Annotated in this window: 21 protein-coding genes; 17 read left to right on the plus strand and 4 right to left on the minus strand. The window is 64.8% G+C overall.

The genetic code is table 11. From position 1 onward, the window contains the following. Positions 1 to 152 precede the first annotated feature (152 nt). Positions 153 to 1,073, minus strand: coding sequence for a UDP-N-acetylmuramate dehydrogenase (murB, locus tag NE591_RS00295; RefSeq protein WP_256156163.1), 921 nt, complete (start codon positions 1,071 to 1,073; stop codon positions 153 to 155). A 434-nt stretch (positions 1,074 to 1,507) separates the two neighbouring features. On the opposite strand from murB, the gene NE591_RS00300 reads away from it, so the two are divergent. The 8 genes from NE591_RS00300 (at position 1,508) to NE591_RS00335 (ending at position 9,987) form a co-directional block, all read left to right on the plus strand. After that, a complete protein-coding gene (locus tag NE591_RS00300; protein WP_256156164.1) occupies positions 1,508 to 1,639 on the plus strand; it encodes a hypothetical protein in 132 nt (43 codons plus the stop codon). 11 nt (positions 1,640 to 1,650) lie between these two features. Continuing rightward, complete coding sequence (locus tag NE591_RS00305) at positions 1,651 to 3,171, plus strand: TrkH family potassium uptake protein (protein ID WP_256156165.1); 1,521 nt, start codon at positions 1,651 to 1,653, stop codon at positions 3,169 to 3,171. Continuing rightward, on the plus strand, positions 3,168 to 4,025 hold the full coding sequence (locus NE591_RS00310; RefSeq protein WP_256156166.1) for a hypothetical protein: 858 nt from the start codon (positions 3,168 to 3,170) through the stop codon (positions 4,023 to 4,025). Before NE591_RS00305 ends, NE591_RS00310 begins: the two co-directional genes overlap by 4 nt. Then, the gene (gene rsgA / locus NE591_RS00315) at positions 4,025 to 5,041 is read left to right on the plus strand and encodes a ribosome small subunit-dependent GTPase A (RefSeq protein ID WP_256156167.1); all 1,017 of its coding nucleotides are present in this window, start codon (positions 4,025 to 4,027) and stop codon (positions 5,039 to 5,041) included. The genes NE591_RS00310 and rsgA overlap by 1 nt, the downstream gene beginning before the upstream one ends. 155 nt (positions 5,042 to 5,196) lie before the next feature. Then, positions 5,197 to 6,612, plus strand: coding sequence for a glycosyltransferase (locus NE591_RS00320; RefSeq protein ID WP_173114653.1), 1,416 nt, complete (start codon positions 5,197 to 5,199; stop codon positions 6,610 to 6,612). A gap of 13 nt (positions 6,613 to 6,625) precedes the next feature. After that, positions 6,626 to 7,537 carry a sulfite exporter TauE/SafE family protein gene (locus NE591_RS00325; RefSeq protein WP_117284594.1) on the plus strand — a complete coding sequence of 304 codons (912 nt, stop codon included), beginning with the start codon at positions 6,626 to 6,628 and terminating at the stop codon, positions 7,535 to 7,537. A 69-nt stretch (positions 7,538 to 7,606) separates the two neighbouring features. Continuing rightward, complete coding sequence (locus NE591_RS00330) at positions 7,607 to 9,064, plus strand: histidine kinase (RefSeq protein ID WP_173114650.1); 1,458 nt, start codon at positions 7,607 to 7,609, stop codon at positions 9,062 to 9,064. A 107-nt stretch (positions 9,065 to 9,171) separates the two neighbouring features. Next, on the plus strand, positions 9,172 to 9,987 hold the full coding sequence (locus tag NE591_RS00335) for a hypothetical protein (RefSeq protein ID WP_237974211.1): 816 nt from the start codon (positions 9,172 to 9,174) through the stop codon (positions 9,985 to 9,987). 98 nt (positions 9,988 to 10,085) lie between these two features. Here NE591_RS00335 and NE591_RS00340 read toward each other — a convergent pair whose 3' ends face one another. After that, entirely contained in the window at positions 10,086 to 10,922 is an 837-nt protein-coding gene (locus tag NE591_RS00340) for a deoxyribonuclease IV (protein ID WP_256156168.1), read from the minus strand. Between the two features lie 382 nt (positions 10,923 to 11,304). Here NE591_RS00340 and NE591_RS00345 point away from each other — a divergent pair, with 382 nt between their 5' ends. After that, positions 11,305 to 13,704, plus strand: a complete 2,400-nt coding sequence (locus tag NE591_RS00345; RefSeq protein ID WP_256156169.1) for a bifunctional serine/threonine protein kinase/MFS transporter — start codon at positions 11,305 to 11,307, stop codon at positions 13,702 to 13,704. A gap of 98 nt (positions 13,705 to 13,802) precedes the next feature. Continuing rightward, positions 13,803 to 13,997 carry a DUF6724 family protein gene (locus tag NE591_RS00350; RefSeq protein ID WP_256156170.1) on the plus strand — a complete coding sequence of 65 codons (195 nt, stop codon included), beginning with the start codon at positions 13,803 to 13,805 and terminating at the stop codon, positions 13,995 to 13,997. Here NE591_RS00350 and NE591_RS00355 read toward each other — a convergent pair. Beyond that, positions 13,994 to 14,374 carry a hydrogenase maturation nickel metallochaperone HypA gene (locus NE591_RS00355; RefSeq protein WP_256156171.1) on the minus strand — a complete coding sequence of 127 codons (381 nt, stop codon included), beginning with the start codon at positions 14,372 to 14,374 and terminating at the stop codon, positions 13,994 to 13,996. The genes NE591_RS00350 and NE591_RS00355 overlap by 4 nt on opposite strands. Positions 14,375 to 14,456: 82 nt before the next feature. Beyond that, on the minus strand, positions 14,457 to 15,869 hold the full coding sequence (locus tag NE591_RS00360; protein ID WP_161127709.1) for a 4Fe-4S binding protein: 1,413 nt from the start codon (positions 15,867 to 15,869) through the stop codon (positions 14,457 to 14,459). A gap of 186 nt (positions 15,870 to 16,055) precedes the next feature. On the opposite strand from NE591_RS00360, the gene NE591_RS00365 reads away from it, so the two are divergent. From NE591_RS00365 to NE591_RS00395, 7 genes are all read left to right on the plus strand, one after another. Next, on the plus strand, positions 16,056 to 17,009 hold the full coding sequence (locus tag NE591_RS00365; RefSeq protein WP_256156172.1) for a LysR family transcriptional regulator: 954 nt from the start codon (positions 16,056 to 16,058) through the stop codon (positions 17,007 to 17,009). A 225-nt stretch (positions 17,010 to 17,234) separates the two neighbouring features. After that, a complete protein-coding gene (serS, locus tag NE591_RS00370; RefSeq protein WP_256156173.1) occupies positions 17,235 to 18,530 on the plus strand; it encodes a serine--tRNA ligase in 1,296 nt (431 codons plus the stop codon). A 6-nt stretch (positions 18,531 to 18,536) separates the two neighbouring features. Further along, positions 18,537 to 19,373, plus strand: a complete 837-nt coding sequence (locus tag NE591_RS00375) for a hypothetical protein (RefSeq protein WP_237974208.1) — start codon at positions 18,537 to 18,539, stop codon at positions 19,371 to 19,373. Then, complete coding sequence (locus NE591_RS00380) at positions 19,366 to 19,767, plus strand: hypothetical protein (RefSeq protein ID WP_114540407.1); 402 nt, start codon at positions 19,366 to 19,368, stop codon at positions 19,765 to 19,767. Before NE591_RS00375 ends, NE591_RS00380 begins: the two co-directional genes overlap by 8 nt. Before the next feature lies 1 nt (position 19,768). Then, entirely contained in the window at positions 19,769 to 21,205 is a 1,437-nt protein-coding gene (locus NE591_RS00385; protein WP_022741101.1) for a PLP-dependent aminotransferase family protein, read from the plus strand. Positions 21,206 to 21,245: 40 nt separating this feature from the next. Continuing rightward, positions 21,246 to 22,247 carry a D-alanine--D-alanine ligase gene (locus NE591_RS00390; RefSeq protein ID WP_114549190.1) on the plus strand — a complete coding sequence of 334 codons (1,002 nt, stop codon included), beginning with the start codon at positions 21,246 to 21,248 and terminating at the stop codon, positions 22,245 to 22,247. A 157-nt stretch (positions 22,248 to 22,404) separates the two neighbouring features. Next, positions 22,405 to 22,977 carry a YtxH domain-containing protein gene (locus tag NE591_RS00395; RefSeq protein WP_114549189.1) on the plus strand — a complete coding sequence of 191 codons (573 nt, stop codon included), beginning with the start codon at positions 22,405 to 22,407 and terminating at the stop codon, positions 22,975 to 22,977. Position 22,978: the final 1 nt, after the last annotated feature.

The raw sequence follows: 22,978 nt of genomic DNA on the forward strand, positions 1-22,978 counted from the left end.
GCAGTTGCCCTGACAAAAAAGCGCCTCGGGCTGCGAGTTGTACTCGGGTGTGTGGCGAAAAGGCACCTCGGGCTACGGGCTGTGCTTGAAAAACGGCAAAAGAGCGCGTTGTTCTGTGGATACTCTCGGGCCCCCTGCGAATTGCTGCCAGGCTACTGCCACAGCCTCACTTCGGGCTCCAGTTCCACGCCGGTGGTCTGGCGAACGCGGCGCTGCACTTCGGCGATGAGTGCTAGCACGTCGGCGGCGGTGGCGTCGCCGGTGTTCACGACGAAGCCGGCGTGCTTCTCGGACACCTGCGCGCCGCCCACGCGCAGGCCTTGGCAGCCGGCCTCTTGGATGAGCGCCCCCGCGAAGTGGCCCTCGGGGCGCTTGAAGGTGCTGCCGGCGCTCGGCATCTCCAGCGGTTGCTTGCTCTCGCGGCGCTCGCGCAGCTCTTCCATGCGCGCGGCGATGGCGGCAGGGGAGTCGGCGCGCAGCTGCAGCGTGGCCCCGAGCACCACCCAGCCCTCGCGCATCATGCGGCTGGTGCGATAGCCCCAGTTGGCTTCCGCTGCCGGCACGTTCACGATGCTCCACGAATTCCCGTCGGGCACCAGGCAGCGTACTTCCACGGCTACGTCCGAGAACTGGCCCTCGTAGGCGCCGGCGTTCATGATGGCCGCGCCTCCGACGGTGCCGGGAATGCCGCTGGCGAACTCGTAGCTTGCAAGCCCGGTATCCCGCGCCACGGCGGCCACGGCGGCGTTCGTGGCCCCGGCCGCTGCCCGCACGAGGCTGCCGGGCAGCACCTCGACGTCCGCGAAATTATCCGCCAGCAGAAGCGTCACGCCGTCAAGTCCCTCGTCGGGCGCGAGCACGTTGGAGCCGAGTCCCAGCACACGCCAGGGAACCCCGCCCGCCTCGCAAGTCGACACGACGGCCGCCACCTCGTCTTCGGAGCGCGGTGTCACGAGCCATTGCGCCGGCCCCCCAATGCGAAATGTCGTATGCTCGGCCAGGGGTTCGTCAGGACGCACATTCTGCGAACCGACGATATCCCGAAGGCTCTTCTCGAAGTCCTGGGCGTTCACGGCTTGCTCCTCCTCAGCTGGGTTACGGATGCAGAGGAGGTGCGGGATGCCCTGACCGAGCAAGTTCCGCAGCGAACAGAACAGGACTGAATGTCCTGTTCTGCAGAGCGAGGACTGTCTGAGCGAATCAGGGCGTCCCGCACCTCCGGTCGGCAAAGAGTTTCAAGCCCGTGTGTTCTGGGCCGGTATCCTCCGTTTATCATGCCGTGCGGGTTACCGTTGGTGACCCGCATGGCTCATTGTACTAGAATACGCCCATGACGAAATCGCTGACATATCCGCGCGATCGCCAAAGCGCTTCCGCCCATCGTTGCTCGCGCTTCGCACCCGCTTGCGGGCTCGCATCCGCATCCGCTTTTGGGCTCGCATCCGCACCCGCCCCAGTGGCCGCCCTTGCGGATGCTTCCGCACGCACGAAAGTGGGGCGCTAGGCCATGGCGCGCAGGGTTCCCGAGGTCAAGCCCACCTCGCCGGCGGCGGCCATCGTGCTCGTGCTGCTGTTCATTGTCTGCTTCATTATCGGCCTGTGGGTGCTTATGGCGCTCACGCGCATCGTGCTCGGTTAGGGGCAAGGACTATGTGGCAGCGATTCACCCCCTACGACTTGCGCGTTATCGGGCACTACCTGGGAACGCTCCTGTTGTTCTTCGCCGTGCTCATGGCGCTTCCCTTGGCGACGGCGCTGGTCTTTCAGGAATGGGAGCCGGCGGCGCGTTACCTCGCGGCCATCGGCATCACCATGGTCGCGGGCTGCAGCCTGCGCTTTCTGCGCATCGAGCCCGGGCGTCTCGATCGCCGTCAGGCACTGGCAGTTACGGGTTTCGCCTGGGTTGTCCTCGCGTTGTTCGCCTCGATGCCCCTCTACTTCTCGGGGCATTACATGACCTACCTCGATGCCATCTTCGACGGCGTCTCCGGCCTGACCACCACGGGCGCCTCGCTCATCGTCGATTTGGATCACCTCTCCTACGCCGATAATATGTTCCGCTTCGCTATGCACGCTCTGGGCGGTCTCGGCCTTATCGTGGTGGCGTTGTCCTTCGGGCTTTTCGGCCGCGGCGGCGGCGCATCGCTGTTTTCGTCGGAGGGCCGCAGCGAGCACGTGGTGCCCAACGTGGTGCAGACCACCCAGTTCATTGCTCGCATCACCCTGGTCATCGTTTCTGTCGCCACGGTGATCATCACGGCGTTGTGTCTGCTCATGGGTATGGAGCCCACCCGCGCCTTCCTGAACGCGCTGTGGGTGTCTACCTCCGGGTTCGTGACCGGCGGTTTCACGCCCATGCAGCTTTCCATCATGTACTACCATTCCTTCCCCCTTGAGGCGATTCTCATGGTGCTCATGATTTTGGGCTCCATCAGCTTCGTCATTCACGCCGAGGTGTGGAAGGGGCGTCCGCTCCCGTTTTTCCGAGACATCGAGACGAAGACGATGGTGCTTTGGATCGGGGTCATGGCCTTCGTCTTCACGGCCACCCTTGCCCTGTCGCCCTTCGATGACATGCTCGCCCTCTTGCGCCGCGGCCTGTTCATGATCATCTCGGCGTTCACCACGACGGGCTTTCAGGTGGTCACCACCAACCAGATCACCACCGCTTTCAGCAATGGCGCTTTCCTCACCCTGGCGTTCATCATGGCCGTTGGCGGTGCTTCCGGCTCCACGGCCGGCGGCATCAAGTTCTCGCGCATGGGCATCATCTTCAAGTCCATCGTGTCGAACGTGAAGGAGACGCTGGCACCGGATTCGGCTCGCGTCGTCGTTTCCTACAATCACGTGGGCAGGCGCACCTTGACGCCGGAAATTGTGAAAGAGGCCATGACGGTGTTCATCCTGTACGTGATCACCTACGTTATCGGCGCGCTGGTGGGCATTGCACACGGGTTCGAGGCCATTCCCGCAATCTTCGAGTCGGTGGCCATGACGTCCAACGGCGGCATCATCACGTCGGTGGCGGGGCCCGGCATGGCGGGAACTCTCGAGCTGTTCTATATCTTCCAGATGTGGGCCGGACGCTTGGAGTTCATGACGCTGTTCGCCCTTATTGTGGAAGTGGTGGCCTCCCTGGTGCCGCGGCCTCGACCGAAGGAGCGCTCATGAGGCGGCGGGGTATCGCGCTTCTGGCGATCGCGCTCGCGGCGGTTCTGGCCGCGCCGGGCCCTGTGGCTTGGGCGACGGGGGCTGCCAACGGCGCCACGACGGCTTCCTCTGATGCCGGTGTGACCAACAAGGATGTGCCGACGGACGACACGGGCGTCGTAGAGGCCGGCGAAGGCGCTGGGAACGAAGGCGCTGGAAGCGAAGGCGCGGACGGCGGCGCGGTGCAAGGCGGAGGCGCCGAGGGCGAAGGCGCGAGCGGCGGCGCGACCGAGGGCGAAAACGGGGCCGATGGCGAGGACGGCCAGACCGTCGACAAGCCCGCGCGCCCGAAGCTTCCCGACCCAGTCTTCGGCGAGGACGTGAGCGAGGATAACCTCGTGAACCCCCAGCAAAAGCCCGACAGCTCTTTCATCTACGATACCTCCATCTCCGCTTTGCAGGAGGCCGATTCCTACCTGAACAACCAGACGGTGCAGGTGACGGGCGAGGTCATTGGAGACCGCATTCGCGCCGAGTTCGATCCCGGGTACAGCTGGATCGTCCTGCAGGGCTCCGATAGGGCTCACTCCGAAATCCCCGTGTTCATGGACACGGAGTCCACCGAGGTCATCGATACCTACGGAGCCTACGGCCGCAAGGGCACGACGCTGCAGGTGCGCGGCACCTTCCATCTGATCTGCCCGGAGCACGAGGGGCTGACCGACCTGCACGCCGACGCGGTCACCTTCGTGGAAAAGGGGTCGGTCACCGAGCAGCCTTTTGACATCGGCGCGTTTCTGCCGGGGCTTATGCTGGTCGCCATCGGTTTCATCATGCTCATCGTGTTCCACCAGATGAGGGAGGGGCAGCGCTGATGGCCGAGGCGCGCTATCGCGGCGAAGTGGTGAAGCTCGATCGGGGGTACCCGCTCGTGCGCTTGGAAGACGGCGAGCTTCTGCGCTGCGAGCACGCGACGGCCCTGGTGAAGGGGGAGCGCCGACGGGCCGTTATCGGGGATGTCGTGGAAGTGGCGGTGCCCCCGGCGCACGATAAGGGCGTCATCGAGGCCATAGCGCTGCGCACCCGCGAGTTCGTGCGCAAGGATCCCACCGAGCGCGCCGTGCCCCAGGTGCTCGCCGCCAACTTCGAGCGGGTCATCGTGGCCCAGCCCGTGGGCGAGGTGAACCTGCGGCGCCTCGAGCGCGAGCTGGTACTGGCCTTCGAGACGGGGGCCGAGGTGACCGTCGTGCTCACCAAGGCCGATCTGGCCGACGACGCGGCCACCCGGGCCACCGTGGAGGCCGTGCAGGCTTTGGCTGCTCCCGCGGCCGATGTGCTCGTCGTGTCCGAGGACGACCCGGCATCGGTGGAGGCCGTGCGCGCGCTTCTGGCGCCGGGCACCACCACGGTGCTCATCGGGCGCTCGGGGGTGGGGAAGTCCAGCCTGGTGAACATGCTGGTGGGCGCCGAGGTCTTAAGCGTCGGCGCAGTTCGCGAGGGGGATGGCAAGGGCCGCCACACCACGGTGAGCCGCGAGATTGTGGAGGTGCCCGGCGCCGGTCGCATCGTGGATATGCCGGGCGTGCGGGGCTTGGGGCTGTGGGACGCCGAAGAGGGCATCGGCGCGGCTTTTCCCGATGTGGAGGCGCTGGCCGCGCAGTGCCGCTTCCGCGACTGCACCCACCACGAGGAGCCGGGCTGCGCCGTGCGCGCGGCTGTGGAATCCGGTGAGCTGACACCGGAGCGCTACGCGTCCTACCAGGCCCTTCAACAGGAGATGGCCGCCATGCGCGATCGTCGTGAGGAGGCGCGCCGTATGAACAAGGAGAAAGTGAGCGATACCAAGCGCCGCCGCGCCGGTGCGCCCAAGGGCGGACGGCGCCGGCGATAACAGGGCGCGACTGCGACAATACCCCGTGTATGGGCGGGGTGGTCTTCGCCGTGCCGTCTCGTTCCGTTCATGACATTTTGCCTACCGAGATTGCCGCCGGATGCGAACGCGCTAAAATGATGTAACACTCTTCGACTGAACTCGAAAGGACCTCCATGAATCCCGTCGTCGTCATTCCCACGTTCATCTACCCTCGCCGTCACCGCGGAGGGGCCGATGTGGTGAGCACCTACGACCACCCCACCGCCCCCAACCAGGAGGGTGAGCTCGGCCGCTGCCTGGAATCGCTGGCGAAGGTGGAGGGCCTGGGACTCGTGGTCATCCTCGTGTCCGCCGACGTGTCTTTGGAAGTGCAGGCGGCCGAGAAGGTGCAGGCCATCGCCAACCGCCATCCGGACGTGACCACGCTCGTCATCGGCGCGGCGGAGCTGGCGCTTATCGAGCAGCGCATGGCCCAGCAGAACATCGAGCGCCTTTCCAAGGAAATCGGCTTGCAAGGCTACGGCGCCATCCGCAATTTGGGCCTGCTCGTGGCCAACGTGCTCGGCTTCGATGCCGTGGTGTTTTTGGATGACGACGAGGTGATCGACGATCCGAAATTCCTAGAGAAGGCCATGTACGGCCTCGGGAAGCTCACGCGCCAGGGCGTGCCCATCGTGGCGAAGACGGGGTACTATTTGAACGACCAAGACTCCTACCTCTCGAAATGGGAGGACAAGTGGTACAACCGCTTCTGGCAGCAGGGCCGCGCCTTCAACGAGTGGATCACCAAGGCCATGCGCGGCCCGCGCTTGTCGCGCTCGAACCATGTGTGCGGCGGCTGCTTGGCCGTCCACAAGGAGGCGTTCCGGCGCCTCGCCTTTGACCCGTGGATCACCCGCGGCGAGGATTTGGACTACATGCTCGACCTGCGCATGTACGGCTCGGATATCTGGTTCGACAACCAGTGGGTGCTGCGTCACCTGCCCCCGCGCACCGCAAGCGAGGGCACGCGTTTCCGCCAGGACATCTTCCGGTGGCTCTACGAGTACCGCAAGCTGGAATACTCCCGAGCGCTCATCGACCTTCAGCAGGTGAAGCCGGCCTCGCTCGAGCCCTACCCGGGGCCGTTTTTGGAGCCGGGTCTTCTGCGCCGCATTCGACTCACGGCATGGATGCGCAGCTTCGGACGCCCCGACAAGAAGGCCTACCGCCTGGCCGCCAAGGCCGCCACGGGCGCCGCTTCCGCCTACGCCGAGGCCAACTGCGCGAAGTACTTCGAGTTCCAGTACGTCTGGCCCGAGGCCATGAATCGTTTGGAAAGCGATCAGCTGCTTTCCGAGGCGCTGGTGCGCTCGGCCATGCTGCGCGCCCAGGATGTGGCTGCCGCGAGCGTCCCGGCTCCAGTCGCTGCTGCGCCCGCCACCGTCGCCTCGAGCGCCCCTGCAGGCGGCGCTACCCCCATGTGTCACCCTGAGCGCAGCGCCGCAGGCGCGGAGCCGAAGGATATCCCCGCCCCGCCCGTTCCGTTGCCCCATGCCGACATCGATCCCGGCATGACCACCCAGATTCGTTTGGACATGGAGGACTAGCGTCGTGGAAGCCATGATTCCGCTGTTTCTCGTGTCGCTCGTCGTCGGCCTGGTGGTCGGCGTTTTGGCGGGGCTGCTCGGCATCGGCGGCGGCATGCTGCTCGTGCCGGCGTTCAAGCTCGGCTACGCCATGGACTCCCTCATGTGCACCGCCACCTCGCTGTTCACCATCATCCCGACATCTATCTCAGGAGCGGTTTCCCATATTCGGAACAAGACCTGCCTGCCAAAGCTCGGCGTGGCCGCGGGCCTCGGGGGCGCCTGCATGTCGCCTTTGGGGGTGTGGCTTGCCGCCCTCTCGCCGGACTGGGCCGTCATGGGAGCCGCCGCGCTCATCATCGCCTACTCTTCCGTCACCATGTTCCGCAAGGCGTTGAAGGCCCCGAAGGCTACCAAGCCCGTCGCCTCTTCGTCCCAGCCGGATGCGAGCGCCCTTTCCTCGTGTCATCCTGAGCGCAGCGCTGCAGGCGCGAAGTCGAAGGATCTCGCCGCTGTCGAGGATCGCGCCGCCGCCATCGAGCGGGCGCACTTGGAGGCCCCCGCTATTGGCTGGCGTGAGGCCGCCATCGGTGCTGCCATCGGCCTGTTCGCTGGGCTCGCTTCCGGGTATGTGGGTGTGGGCGGCGGCTTCATCATGGTGCCGCTCATGATGTCCGTCCTGCATGTTCCCATGAAGCTCACCTCGGGCACGTCCCTTATCGCCGTCATGATCCTCGCCGTGCCCGGCACCATCACCCAGGCGGTTCTCGGCAACATCAACTGGGTTGCCGGTATCGCTGTGGCTTGCGGTTCCATCCCCGGCGCGGCCTTGGGCGCCAAGCTCATCCCGAAGGTGCCCGAGCGCCAGCTGCGCTTTCTGTTCGCCGGCTTCCTCGTGGTGGCCGCCGTTCTGCTCGTCGTCAACCAGCTGGGGGTTTGGGGCTAGGTCGTTTCCGCGGCATTCTCGAGTTTGTTATACTGGCGTCAATAGCTGATGCAATCAGGGGGTACGATTATGGCGAAGCGCGAATCGGGCACGGTTTCCACGCGGGGCATCGGGGTGCCCAAGTTCAACCAGGAAATGCTCGCGGCCACCATTGCCGCCCTGGCGGGCATCACGCTCGTGTGGACGTTCTCGCAGCCGGCGTTCCCCGTGCCCGTGCTCATCGCGGCCGGCGCCGTGTTCACGGTTTCCATCGTCATGGTCATCCGGCTCATGATGGATCCGGATTCCGTGCGCGCCCTGCAATCCGATGCCATGCTGCAGCTGGCCTCTTCCATGATCGACGCCATGGGCGACGGGCTCACCGAGGAGGCGTCCCAGGAGGTGTGCGAGCTTTTGCTGCCGAACACCTCGGCCATCGCGGTCGCCCTCACCAACTGCGAGAACGTGCTCGGCTACGCGGGCTACCAGGAGGCCCACAACCCGGCGGGCATCGCCATCCGCACGAGCGCCACCCACGAGTGCATTCGCCAAGGGAAAACACTTGTGCTGCTGGCGCCCGAGGAGATCGGCCTGCCTATTCCCGTTGAGCAGAGCCGCATCAAGGCCGCCATCGTGGAGCCGCTGTTCGTCGGCGGCCGAGTGGAGGGAACGCTCAAGTTCTACTACCGCGATCCACGCAAAATCACCGAAACCCAGCGCTCCATCGCCCACGGCTTCGCCCAGTTGCTCGCCACCCAAATGGCCGCCGTGGAAATGGAGACCCAGCGCAAGTTGGCCACCTCCATGGAGTTGAAGATGCTGCAGACGCAGATCAACCCCCATTTTTTGTTCAACACCATCAACACCATTGCCTCGTTTATCCGCACCGACCCCATGAAGGCTCGCACTCTGCTGCGGGAGTTCGCCGTGTTCTACCGGCGCACTTTGGAGGACTCCACCGAGCGTATCTCGCTCGCCCGCGAGCTTGACCAGGTGCAGCGCTACTTCAACTTCGAGCTGGCCCGTTTTGGCGACGCGCGCCTCGCCTTCGAAGTGGACACGAGCCCCGCGCTGCTGGACATGATGGTGCCGCCGTTTCTGGTGCAGCCGCTCGTGGAGAACGCCATCAAGCACGCGATGCCCTCGGAAGGAAAACTGACCATCACGGTGAAGGCCGATGCCGACGGCGACGACGTGGTCATCGTGGTGAGCGACGACGGCGTGGGCATGTCCGAGGAGACCTGCGCGAACATCACCCAGGTGGAGTCGTCCACCGGCCTCGGCATTGCCGTGAAGAACGTGCATGACCGCATGATCGGCTTCTTCGGCCCCGATGCGCAGATGGTGTACACGAGCGTGCTGGGGGAGGGCACCCAGGTAACCCTGCGCTGCCCCGGCTGCGCCAAGGCGCCGACGTCCTCGGCTGCATCGGCGTCGGCGGGGGCGCCCGCGGCGGCCGAGGGGGCGGCGCAAAGCGCGGAGAAGACGGCGCGCAACAACGCCACGGTGGCCGAGCTGGCCGAGCTTGTGGCCCAGGTGTCGGAATAAAGGCCGCTCCCAGCAGGTAAATCGCCTATTTTCGTATCGACAATAGGGGCGCAGTCGTATATCATCCCATTCATTGGTTGTTATCTTTTATGGGGAAGGGCGCGCCCGTGTTTGAGTTTCTATCTTCGCCGTTTGGCCTGGTGGCTGTAGGCCTCGGTGTGTTGGCGGTGGCCGTGCTCGCCCTGTGTCTGTGGATCACGACCCTCGACCGCCGCATGCGCGGCATGGCCGATGGCTTGGAAACTGAGCGCCGCAAGGTGGCCGAGCTGCAAATGGTCATCGGGCGCCGCGCCAACGCGGCCCGCAGCTACGGTAACCGGGGGAGGGCGGCAGCGCCGGCTCCTGCTCCGGCCCCGGCTCCAGCGTCGGCCGTCGCTGCCGCTTCGGCTGGTGCGCCCATGCCGCCGCGAGGGGCGGCGGCTCCGATGCCAATGGGCGTCCCCGCTGGCGCTTCCGTGCCTCCGCGAAACGCCGTTCCGGCCTCCGCGGCCGTTCCTTCGGGCGCAGCGCCTCGAGGCCGTGCGCCCCGGCCCGCCCCGGCCGGCAGCGGCTGGACGCCCAGCAGCATCCCGATGCCGGCGCAGTCGGAGGTGGATGCCTGGGTGCAGGGCGGCCCGGCCGTGCAGCAACCCATTGTGGTGCCCGATCGCAAGATGTCACGCAAGGCTCGCCGCGAGGCGGAGCGCGCCTTCGCGGCCCGCGCGGCTGCCGAACTGGAGGCTCGCCAGGCCCGTCGCGCCCAGGAGGCCGCCGCGGCCCAGCGCTCTTTCGGGTCGACCCCGGCCCGCGCGGCAGCAGCTTCTGCGCACCCCGCCGCAGCCGGCCGTCCTGCTGCGGGCGTTCCCGCCCAGGCCCAGGGCTTCGCGCCGGTGCAGCCGGCTTACGGTGCGCCTTCCGGCGCTCGCGCCCGCCACGCGCGCTAGCGGTCTTCCCGCTGCGCCACTTTCCCAAACTCAAAAGGCCAGCGCCGAGGATGCTTTCGGCGCTGGCCTTTTCGTGATGCAACTGACGTGCTGGGCTTCTACCCCTTGTAGGCCTCCTGGAATCGAGCGACGTCGCGCTCGTAGATGACGAGCGTTGAATCGGGCTCTTCCAGATAGAACGGCACGCCGGCCAGCTTGGGATGGTTCACGAGGGCCGCTAGGGCGTCGAAGCCGATCTTGCCTTCGCCGATGCGCGCGTGGCGATCGACGTGGCTGCCGCGCTCATGGGTGGCGTCGTTCAGGTGCACGGCCTTCAGCTTGTTCAGGCCGATGGTACGGTCGAACTCTTCCAGCACGCCATCGAGGTCGCCTACGATGTCGTAGCCTTCGGCCCACACGCCGGCGCAATCGAAGCACACGCCCACGTGCTCTGGGTGCTCCACCTTGGCAATGATCGCGGCCAGCTGCTCGAAGCTCGTACCCACTTGGGTGCCCTCGCCGGCCATGGTGTCCAGCAGCACGCAAGTCTTCATGGATGGCGTGATGATCTTGTTCAGGGCGTCGGCCACGTCGGCCAGCCCCTCTTCCACGCTGATGTCAAGGCGGCTGCCTGGGCGGATGAGGTACAGCGAGCCGTCCACCTCGGCCAGGCGCGCGAGATCTTCCGAGTACACCATGAGGGCGAAGTCGCGCTCGTTCATCTTGTCCGTGGCGGGGTCGGCATCGTAGGGGGCGTAGGCCAGCGCGTCGTGGATGCCGTGCTCCTTCGCGAAGGCGAGGTAGGCGGCGACGTCCTTCTCGTCGAGGGCCGCCTGCTCGCTGCCGCGCGGGCTGCGCGTGAAGTACTGGAACGTGTTTGCGTTGATGGACGCCGCCTCTTTGGCCATCTCCAGATAGCCGCGGCGCTTCGAGAGATGGCAACCAATAGTCAGCATGATGAGTCCTTTCGACAAAGATTTCTAAAAACTTGGTCAAAAAATCGAGTTATGAGTCTTGTCCTGGCCAAAAATCATAGTTCAGATGCCCTTGAGTCGGTGCAGTGCGGGCATTTGTTCAAGATTCCGTTGAATTAAGAGCGATTTGGAGCGCTTCAAAAACTCAAAACTCGACTTTTTGACCAAAAATGGAAAAAAGTTTGTCGTGCTTGGGGCTCCTGGCGGTGACAAGGCTTCCCAGTTGCCAGGTTGGAGCTCTGGCGCGCCCGTCCCCTGCGGTGCGCTTCCCGCGAAACCGCCATCGCATGGGCGATGTCTCAATGGTAGAATGGCCACACCTCGAAAACACTCCTGAAACGTACCCAAGAGAGGTTTTGCCCCTATGGCACGATCCCCCCTCATACTCGATCGCTATCGCGTCATCGACCAGGCCGGCTCTGGCGGCTATGGCACGGTGGTGCACGCCTTCGACACGCATCTCAAGCGCGATGTGGCTATCAAGTGCATCGAGCTTTCCGAAGACGAGCTGGCCGCTGCGCGCCTCGAGGCCCTCGAGGCGCGCATGGCGGCCGATCTGGAAGAGGTAGAAGCAGGGGCATCGGGCACCGAGACGGGGGTCGCTGGCCGGGATGCGGGTCCGGGCGCAGCCTCGGCCGCTGGTGCAGCCCCGGGCGTCGCCGCGGACGATCCTGCTGACAGCTCGTCGGCGGATGCCTTCCCCGCCGACCCCGATTTCCTGGCGGCCCGCGACGAGCGCCGTCGACGTCGGCCCGCGACGGCGGCTGCTTCACGGCGTGTCGCCTCCGAGGAGGTGCCGCCCTGGGAAGAGTGGGACGATGCCGCTGCCGAAGAAGACGTGGAAGGCGAAGGGGAGTGGGAAGAGTCCCTTATCCCGTGGAACGCCTCCACGACCGACTTCGCCGGGCGCCGCAAGGGTCCGGCGCGCCTCACGGGTCGGGTGAGCCGCAAGACGCGCCACGCCCCCGAGGTGCTCTATGAGCCGCAGACTGTGGTGGAAGAGGCGCCCGATGCTACCGGGGCCACCCCCGATGCCGAATCGGTGGACGTGCGCCATCTGCGCGGCGTGCGTGCCTCGCGGGTCATCGCCGAAGAGCCCGAACCCGACGCCGAAGACGAGCTGGATCTGTTCGAGCACATCCCCGGCTTGGAGGAGGCTCGCTCCGTCGCGAAGCTGTCCGATACGAATATCGTCACGGTGTACGACTGCGCCGTGAAGGACGGCTGCGCCTATGTGATCATGGAATACGTCGAGGGCAAGACGCTCGCGCAAATCATCGACGAGGTGGACGACGATATCACGCTGGATGTGGTGGCCGCCGTATTCTCGGCCGTCTCCCATGCCCTGGAGGTGGCCCACGGCGAGCACACCCTGCATCTGGATATCAAGCCGGAAAACGTCATCGTGAACGGCAAAGGCCAGGCCAAGGTGGCCGATTTCGGCCTAGCCGCCCTCATGGACGCCACGGGATCGGGCACCACCGGCGGCGGCACCATCGGCTACATGCCCTTGGAGCAGATGCGTCAGGAGCCGCTCGATGTGCGCACCGACGAGTGGGCCCTGGCGAGTCTCACCTACGAGATGCTCACGGGCTCGAACCCGTTTTTCGCTGATGATCTGGACGCGGCGGAGGAGGCCATCGAAGAGGCGGAGCTCGTGCTGCCGTCGCTGTGCTGGGACGAGCTGGACGCCGAGGCCGACGAGGTCATGTTCGCCGCTCTCGATCCCGACATGGACGAGCGCTACGAGGATGTGGCCGCCTTTGCGGCCGCGCTTTTGCCCTATCTGGGCAATGCCAAGAAGGGCAAGCGGGTGCTCGCCGACATCGTGAATGGGAAGATGGAAGAGCCGGCTGCCGAGGAGCCGGAGCGTGCTTGGGAGCCCCTGCCCCCGCTCGTCGACCGCCTGGGGCTGCGCGGCGCCGCCATTGCGGGCCGTATCGTGGCTGCTGCGGCCGTGGCGTTGCTGGCGGCGGCGGGCATGGCGAACCTGCACCTCACTCCGGGTTCTGCCATGGGGCTCGCCACCGATGCCCCCATTGCCTACGGGGTGGTGATCGCCGTATGTGCTTTAGTGGCTGCCATCAGGCCTTCCATCGGCGTCCTGTTCGGCTACGGAGCCTTTGTAGTGGGGCTTGCCGGCGCGGGCGCCTGGGTGCCGGCGGTGCTGCTCACCGCGGCTACGGGCGCGTGGTGGTATTTCGTGGGCCGCCGCGGCACCGCTCAGGCGGTCTCGGCGCTCATGCAGCCGCTGCTCGGCTCCGTGGGTTTCGCGGCGGCCTCGCCGGTGACGTGCGGCGTGTTGCTGCCGGTGTTGCAATCGGTCATCACGGCGGTCTTCGCCTTCGCGAGTGCCCTCATCATGGCCGGCTGCGGCTCGGTCGACATCATGAACTGGGACGCGGTCATGCACCTCGGCTTCTCCAGCAACCCGGCGGCGGCCTGTGTGGCGGTGGCGTCGCAGCCGGCCACCTGGGTTGTGGGCGCAAGCTGGATTGCCGCCGCGGGCCTTTACAGCCTGCTGTGTGTGCGCGGCACCCGTGCCTTCGACATCGCCGGTTCGGTGGTGGCTGCCGTGGTGCTCATGTTCGGTGCGTGCGCGGCGGCCCATCTCGCTTCCTTCGGCGGCTCGTGGCTACCCGCTCCGGCGGCACTGCTCGGAGCGCTGGTGCCCGGCGTTCTCGGCATCCTGGCCGCGGTCATGAGCATCCCCGATCGCGCCCGCTGGGCCGAAGAAGAATGGTATGTGGAAGAAGAGAAGTAGGCCACTTCCCTGCAGGTCATAGTATACTGACAGCACCAATGACGAACCCACCTGCCGCGGCGCGAGCGGCGTAGGCGAAGAAGGCGAGATAGCGACCTATGAACATCGAAGAGCTGTACCATTTTCTGTTCGAGACCATGCCCGGCATCGGCATTCTGGTCGGTGGCGGTCTTGTGATCAGCATCATCGTGTGTTTCATTCTGGAGCGCAAGACGCGCAAGCAGTTCAAGAACCACGAGAAGACCGAGGACGACTGGTCGCTCTTCGATGACGATGACGAGGACGAGAGCTAAGCCGCAATATCCGGGAGATCAGTTTTCCCGATGATCTCGATGTCGTTCACATAAAACTCCATGCCGCTGTTAAGCTCATAGCAAGTCGAGGCGCATCGGGGGCAGTGCCAAGTGCTTCGGTCGTGCACATCCACGTGGAACACATGCCCGCAATCATCGCATTGGACCGTGAAGGGGACGCGGGTGAGGTGCAGCTTCGCCTCTGCCGCTATGGTGTCGCGGAGCATCCAGGCCAGCATGGTCTCGAACAGATCCTCAACGATGTCGCGACCATAGCCGATAGTGAGGTAAATGCCGCTTACTCGCACCGCGTTGGCTCGTGAGGCTTCCTCGAGCACAATGTCGGCCACATTGCGGCAAAGCGCCATCTCGTGCATGGTGTCCTCCTTTCGATGGGGCGGCGCAGAGCCGTGGGAAGGGACGGGACTGCGCCGCCAAAACGGCATCAGGGTGTTGGCCCTAGCGGATCATGAAGTGGTCGAAGCGGTACTTTGCCTTCATGTTGTAATCGTCAAGCAGGCTTTCCGGCAGTTGGAGAATCTTGTCGCGCAGATGCAAGGTACGGGCGCCGACGGGGCAGACCGTGCCGCATTGGCCGCACCGCACGCACGTGCCGTTTACCTCAGGGAATCCTTCGTCGTTCATCGTGATGGCGAAAAGGGGGCAGCGCTTCTCACACGAACCGCATTTAATGCAGGTGTCCTCGTTGTGCCGCAGCTCGTAGTGGCTCACGTGCTCGAACACATTGACGTTGGACGGGTCTTTCTTGGGGTTCTGCGCCATGGCGACATAGGCGCCCAAAATGTCGCAGCAATCGCCGTGGCAACTGCAGATGACCTCTGTTTTCTCGGAGTTGGCCACCTGAATCACCAGCCCGGCCTCCACACTGCGCTGCAAGATTTCCAACGCTTCCTGCTGGGTTATCTCTCGTCCGATGCCGTTTTCAATGTAGAACTCGGCTTCTTCGCCCAAGGTCAGACACGTCTCCAGGGGATGATCGCCCGGATCCTCTTCATTGGTGGCCTTATGGGAAAGTCGGCACTGGCAGGGGGAGACGGCAATCTTCTCGAACTTTGAGACAATGGCCTCCCAGTCGTCATAGGGAAGGGCAATGGAGCTGTCCCCCACCACTTCTCGCGAGCAGGGGATGGCGTTGTAGAAGCAACTTTGGGCGTTAAAGAGCTGGAAGCGAATGTCGGCACCGTAGGCATTGTTGTGGAGGTTCACGTACTCGCCCTGATTCTCCTCATACTTGTTCAGGTTGTATTCCCAAATGCCGTGGGCCTCTGCCAGCTGGTGATATTTCGCCTCGCCATCGGAGCGGGAGCGGAAAAGCAATCCTCGGGCGGAGAGATCCTCGCACAGAGCGGCGCATTCTTCTGCGGAGCGCCCTGACTTCTCTGCGTACTGGTCGGCGGTGAACATGACGCCCATGGGCATTTCCAGATAGGCCTGGGCATCTTCGGGCGTGAATAGGTGCATAACTTCCCCGAAGGCGGCATCGTGCAAGACGGATCCAAGGCCGTTTCCGTAGCCGTCGAAAAGAGCGCGAAGCTTCACATACACATTGGGAACCACTGTGCCGTCGGCCATGGTGTAGTCTTCGGTTTTCGAGTCGATCAGCGCCTGGCGTTTCTCATTCAGCTCCTCCAGAGACATTTGCTCGCCCGTGGGGATGATCCGCACCGTTTCTGCTGTCACCTCTTTGGGGCCAGAAGCGGCAGAGACCGTCTCAGCCCCGGTATCTGCGAGCTCGTCGACAGAGGGGTTGTCGCTGGCCTTCGGGGCGCAAGCGGCAAGGGTTCCGATCCCTGCTATGCCCATGCCCGCAAGAAAGCTGCGTCGTCCGAGCATCGTCATGTTCTTGTCCATTTCTTCCTCCTTCGTCTTCGGATGTTCCGATGAGGCCAGAGTAAGGGCACAGCATTGAAAACGTTCCTCCATGCCATGATGGAGTGATGAGGAATTGGGAAGGGCAATGTAAGTATTGCATTGCCGTGAGTGAGGCTGGAAAAATGTGGTAAGATAGGTGCGGTACCTGGGGAAGGGGGAGGAATTATGGCTCCAAAAGACGACCTTTCAAGAAGCGAGACGATCTTCGATCGATTTCGAGAGGCGGTTGTCCTGGCGAAATCGCTGAATTTCAACGTTGCCTCCGCATTGCTTCATATTTCCCAACCGACGCTCACGCGGCATATAGCGAATCTCGAACGGGAGCTGGGGTTCAAGCTCTTCACCCGTTTTCCCATGGCGCTCACCCCGGAAGGTCAGTACTTCATCGCAGCCACTGAGAAGCTCATCGCTGATTACGACAAGGTCATCGCCCAATGTCGAGACATGGCCAAGCGCTCCCAGGAGGCCATCGTGATCAACATGGTTTTCGCTTCGTCGAGCCTGTGGGGCAATCTGGTTCATCACGCTGTTTCGCAGTTTCACGGCCGTCATCCCGAATTGCCCATGCCCTGCTTCTTCCAAAATCGGGCGATTCCCATCGACGCCTCTGTTTTCTCCGGCGAGTCCGATGCGGGAATCGTCTTTCGCGAACCGAGCCTCTTGCCCGACGGCTGCGCGTGCCAGCTGCTGGCCGAGTTCCCCTTGGCGGTGTACTTTTCCGGCGACAGCCCCCTCAATGGTTGCGAGAGGGTCACCTTGGAAGATCTGTCGAGCCAGCGTCTTCTCTGCCCGACCAGCCCGCAGCTTCGGGCCACGTTCGATGGGGCCGTTGACGTCTTCCGCCGCAATGGCTGCGAGCCGCGTTATCGGGTGCGGGAGGTGGACGAATTCGGCAGTGTGCCCTTTTTGCTGGCAGAGGACGAGTTCGTGTTCGGAAATGCCCAGGGAGGCGCTGCGTTGCCTGTGACGTCGCCTTTGGGCGGACGTCCTCTGGCGGCGGAGAAGAACAGCTATCCGGTGTACCTGATCTATCGAACCGACTCGCGCAAGCCCTCCTTCAATGAATTCGTGCAGCTGTGCCTCGATGCGGCCCGGGAGGTGCCGCGCGGTGAGGAGTGAGCGATCCTCGCCTCTCCGACGGTTTGTGCAGATGATGCGCAAGGTCTGGTCGACAGGGATGCCGTGAGGCGCGGAAGCGGTGCCGGCCTTGGGGTGACATTCGCGCCTTCTGTCTCCCAGCGGCCCAGAAATTTACCGTATTCTCGCGAGTTGGTCGGCACGGATTATTCCTTGCGATATACTGGGGCAACTCGCTAAAGCAACCCTGAAGACGAAGGACTTCCCATGCTTGATGCCAAATACGTACGTGACCATCTTGACGAAGTGGCCGAGAACATGGCCAACCGCCATGCCTCCTTCGACGCCGATGAGTTCACGGCCCTCGACGAGGCGCGTCGCGCGGCCATCGCCGCCGAGGAGGCGCTGCAGACCGACCGCAATCGCATCTCCAAGGAGATCGGCTCCCTCATGGCCGCGGGCAAGCGCGAGGAAGCTGAGGCCGCGAAAGAGTCGGTGCGCGCCATCAACGAGCAGCTGGAAGCTGCCAGTGCCGTCCGCGAGGAGGCGGATGCGGCCATGGAGGCGCTCATGATGGCCATCCCGAACCTCACGGATGCCACCACGCCGGTGGGCGAGGATGAGGACGACAACCCGGAGGTGCGTCGCTGGGGCACCCCGCGCGACTTCGCCGCCGAGGGCTTTACGGCCCAGGCCCACTGGGATCTGGGGCCGGCCCTCAACATCATCGACTTCGAGCGCGGTGTGAAGCTGGCCGAGAGCCGCTTCTACGTGCTCGGCGGTGCCGGCGCCCGCCTCGAGCGCGCGCTCATCGCCTTCATGCTGGATCAGCACACCTCCCGCGGCTACAAGGAGTGGTGGGTGCCGGCGCTTGCCAACGCCGCCACGCTCACGGGCACGGGCCAGCTGCCGAAGTTCGAGGAGGACCTCTTCCATACCACCGAGGGCCTCTACCTCATTCCCACGGCCGAGGTGCAGCTGACGAACCTGCATGCCGGGGAAGTGCTCGACGCCGATTCGTTGCCGCTGCACTACTGCGCCTTCACGCCCTGCTTCCGCGAGGAGGCGGGAAGTGCGGGCCGCGACACCCGCGGCATCATTCGCGTGCACCAGTTCTCCAAGGTGGAGATGGTGAAGTTCGCCACCCCCGAGACCGGTTTCGACGAGCTGGAATCCATGGTGGAAGACGCCGAGAACATCCTGCAGCAGCTGAAGCTGCCCTATCGCGTCATCAGCCTGTGCACCGGTGACATCGGGTTCTCCTCCGCGAAGACCTACGACGTGGAAGTGTGGCTGCCCAGCTACGGCGCCTACAAGGAGATCTCCTCCTGCAGCTGCTGCACCGACTTCCAGGCCCGTCGCGCCAACATCAAGTACCGCGACCCGGCCAACTTCAAGGGCAGCCGCTTCGTGTACACCCTGAACGGGTCGGGTCTGGCTGTGGGCCGCACCATGGCCGCCGTCATCGAGAACTACCAGAATCCCGACGGCACCATCACGGTGCCCGAGGTGCTCGTTCCCTATATGGGCGGCAAGACGGTGATCGGGCCGGAAGAGGTCTAAAGAGCCATGGAAGAGCAGTCGCCGGCGGCGGGCGCGCCGACCGGTTCCGGCGGCCGGCCGCCTGCCGAGGGTCGTTTCCGCTCCGCTGCGACGACAGCCGCCACGGCGCAGAAGCCGTCGTCTCGTCGCGCGGCGCCGTCCGGCGAAGGCGACGCCGGTCGCGAGGTGCGGAAGGGGAGAGAAGGCCGCTCCAGCGCTCCTTCTCGCAAGCGCCGCCATCCGGTGCGGGTGGCGGTGGTGTCCGTAGTTATCGTTGTCGTGCTGCTTGTCGGTGCGGCGGCGGGCGGATTCGCGTGGCTCCGCTGGTTCTCCGAGGACGATGCGGCCGATTTCACCGGCACCTGGTACTTGGCCGGCACGACCGCGCCCATTGCCATCACCGAGGATCGCATCCAACTGACCGATGACGTGTCCTACCGCTACGCGCTGAACGACCAGGACAAGACCTTCGAGCTGTCCTTCGGCAACTTGAAAGGCGGCGGTCGCTACCGGTTCTCGCTCGATCGCAATCAGCTGGCTCTGGTGGATGGCGACTTCTCGGCGGCCGACACCTTGGGCGACGATATCACCTGGACGCTGCGCGCGCTGACCGAGTCCGCTCAGGGGCGCGTGCTGGCTCCGGGGGAGGCGGCCCGGGGCGTCACGCTGCTTTCCCGCACGCCCACGGGGACGCCGTCGCTTCCCGAGGCGACTGACACGCCCGAGGCCACGGCTGGCGAAGATGCCAAGGCCGACACCGGTGATGGCTCGAAATCCGGCAACGACGACGGCGGCGCAGAGCCCGACAAGGCCGATGCCACGCCGGCCCCCGACACCTCGGACAAAGCTGACGACCGTGCCTAGGCTCGCCGTCGAGCGCATTGCCTTCGAGCGCGATCGCATGGCCCTGCTCGTGCGCGTGCCCGAGGGCGCGGATGCCTCTTTGGGCACGTGCGGCGCCGATCGGCTGCTTGCCGCGCGCCCCTCCCTCGCCTTCCACACCTGCTTGAATGACGAGGACGCCCCCTTTGCCGAGGTGCTCGCCCGCACGTCGCTGCCTCACGCGCTGGAGCATCTGGTCATCGATTTGCAGGCTGCGAACCCCGCTTGCGCCTCCGATGCCACGTTTGTAGGTACGACGGAATGGCTCTCGAAGCGGGACGGTTTGGCCCGTGTTACAGTAAACTTTACCGATGACCTCATCGCATTGGGCGCCCTGAAGGACGCCTTGGCGCTTCTGGAAGGGACGGTTGAATAAGATGTCGTCAGCTCACATCACCTTCGACACCACCGGCGACAAGATCGCCCGACGCGTGCGCAAGATGCGCCCGTCGGCCGTGCGCAACCTGTTCGCCGCCGCTACGCGCGACGATGTAATCTCGCTGTCGGGCGGCATGCCCGCTGTGTCGCTTCTGCCCGAGGAGGACATTCGCCGCGCCACGCTGGCCGCCATTGAGAGCCCCGAGGCCCGCGCAGTATCGCTGCAGTACGGCCCCACCGACGGGCTCGCCGGGCTGCGCGCGGTGCTCGCCGACATGATGCGCGATCTGGGCATCCGCGTGAAGGCCGACCAGGTGCTCGTCACCACGGGCGCCCAGCAGGCCCTAACGCTCATCGCCGAGGCTTTCATCGACCCCGACGACATCATCATTACCGAGGGCCCCACCTATCTGGGGGCGCTGCAGGCCTTCTCCGCCTTCGAGCCCGATGTGCGCGCGATCCCCTTCGACGAGGACGGCATGCGCATGGATCTCCTGGAAGAGGAACTCAAGCGCATCGGCAAGGACAACCCGCGCCTGAAGTTCTGCTACACCATCCCGAATTTCCAGAACCCCGGCGGCGTCACCATGACGGCCGAGCGCCGGCGCCGCCTGCTCGAGCTGGCCCATGAGTACAACTTCATGGTGGTGGAAGACGATCCTTACGGCCGTCTCCGCTACGACGGCGGCCACCAGGTGCCCCTGAAGGCCATGGACGATTCGGTCATTTACCTGGGCACGATTTCGAAGATGCTGGGGCCGGGGCTGCGCACGGGCTGGATTGCCGCGCCTGAGGCCGTGCTCGCCCGCATCAACCTGGTGAAGCAGGGTGCCGATTTGTGCGGCAGCGCCTTCGACCAGCTGGTCGTGCAGCACTACTTTGCCGATGTCGCCTGGCAGCGCACGCTGCAGAAGTTCATCGCGCTGTACAAGGAGCGCCGCGACGCCATGCTGGCGGCCCTCGACGAGTTCTTCCCGCCCGAGGCCACCTGGACGCATCCGGCCGGCGGCATGTTTCTCTGGATTACGCTGCCGGACTATATGGATACCGATTCGATGCTTGCCGAAGCGCTGGAGTCGGGCGTAACCTATGTGCCGGGGAATTCGTTCTTCCCCGATGGCAAAACCGGGCGCAACTCCATGCGCGTGAACTTCAGCTTCGAGACGCCCGAATCCATCACCGAGGCCATCCGACGCCTGGCGAAGGTGATCGAGGAGCGCCTCGAACTCTACCGCGTGTTCATTGAGGCCGGCGCGCTGCCCGGCTACGACAGAAAGGATGCAGCCATGGACGAGAATGCCACTTCTTGGAAGGACGTCATCGTCGATTCCGAGCAGAACGAGGAAGCGGTCATGCAGGCCCGCGAAGGCGATGCCGAGCAGATCGAGATCGCCGAGGAGAAGGTGACCGAGGCGCAGGAAGCCGCGGCAGAATAAAGGCCGCCCCCGAGGAGTTTCAACAACAAAGGAGACGTGTATGAAAGTTGCAGTGCTCATGGGAGGCAAGTCCTTCGAGCGCGAGGTGTCGCTGGCCTCCGGCAAGGTGGTGTGCGAGGCGCTGGAAGAGGCCGGCCACAAGGTGGTGCCCCTGGACACCAACGCCGATCTGGTTCCCACGCTGCGCAGCGAGCGGCCCGATGTGGTGTACAACGCCCTGCACGGCAAGCACGGCGAGGACGGCACCATCCAAAGCCTGCTGGAGTTCCTCGGCATCCCGTTCGTGGGCTCGCCGGCGAGCGTCTGCCATCGCGCTTGGAACAAGGACGCCCTGCACTCGTCGCTGGCGAAGTACCGCGACCTGACTGGCGAGGAGGGCTGCGCGTCCTGGCCCCAGGGTGTCTACCTGGCGCGCGATGCTTTCAAGGGCATGGGTGCGGCCACGGCGCTCGATATGGTGGCCGACCGCGTCATCGGCGGGTATCCAGTCTGCGTGAAGCCGGCCCACGGCGGCAGCGCCCTGGGCGTGCACAAGGTGAAAAGCCAGGAGGAGCTGGGCGAGGCGGTGCTCGATGCGCTGTCCTACGACGAGGCCGTGAACATCGAGCAGTGGGTCGATGGCGTGGAGCTTTCCGTGTCCATCCTCGGCACCGGCTGGGACGCCCACGCGCTGCCGCCGGTAGAGATTGTGGCTCGCGAGGGCTTTTACGACGCGGCGGCCCGCATGGCCGACGACGCTGTGGAGTTCTTCTGCCCCGTGCGCGACGAGTCGCTTTCCCCCAACGCGGCCGATGCCCAGGCAATCCGCGCGGAAATCGAGCGGGCGGCGCTGGAAGTCTACCGCGCCTACAGCGTGCGCGATCTCGGGCGCGTCGACCTCATCTGGGACGGCGGCGCGGCCCGCTGCTTCGAGGTGGACGTGTCCCCGGGCATGACCGAGCGCTCCCTGTTCCCCATGGCCTGCGCGGCGGCGGGGCTGTCGCTGCCCGCGGTGCTCGACACGCTCGTGAACGAGGCCTACGCCCGCGGTGCCTGTTTCTAGGTTCGCACGGACTGAGGTTTTCTCTGAGAGATTTCCTCATCTATGACGAATTACAACTTGTTTACCGTAAGGTGAGCAATGAGCAGCGAGAGCCCCCGCGCGGGGCTCTCCGCCTATAATGGGCGAACCTGATACTCTGTCGATAAAGGAGGCAGTTATGGCCAACAAATTCGGAATGTTCCTCATCGGTGGCGTCGTTGGCGCCGTTGCAGCTCTGCTGGCCGCGCCCCGTTCTGGCGCCGAGACGCGCGCCATGGTGGCTGACAAAGCCGGCGAGTTCGCGGGCAACGCCCAGCAGTGGGGCGATTCCGCCGCCGCCGGGGCCCAGCACATCTACCAGGAAGCGGCCACCAAGGGTGCCGAGGTCGTGAACAACGTGACGGCCCGTGGCCAGGAGATCGCCTCCGAGGCCGCCGCTCGCGGGGCCGATGTGGCCGCCACCATCCAGGAGGCCGCCAGCAACATCTCCCCGACGATCAACGAGAAGGGCGACGAGCTGCGCGACAAGATCGAAGCCGCCCGTCAGCGCATTGCCGATCAGGTGGCCAAGAACGCCGATGCCGACGCCGACGCCGCCGAGATCGTCAAGGACGTCGCCGAGACGGCCAAGGAAGCCGCCAAGGATGCCGCCGCCACGGCCGAGGAAGGCGCCAAGGAGACGGCCGCCGAGGTGAAGGAAGCCGCCGGCGAGGTGGCGAAGGCCGCCGAGGGCAAGAAGGACGAGAAGTAAA

Origin of the sequence: Adlercreutzia sp. DFI.6.23, from assembly GCF_024462535.1 — a bacterium.
GTDB lineage: Bacteria > Actinomycetota > Coriobacteriia > Coriobacteriales > Eggerthellaceae > Adlercreutzia > Adlercreutzia rubneri.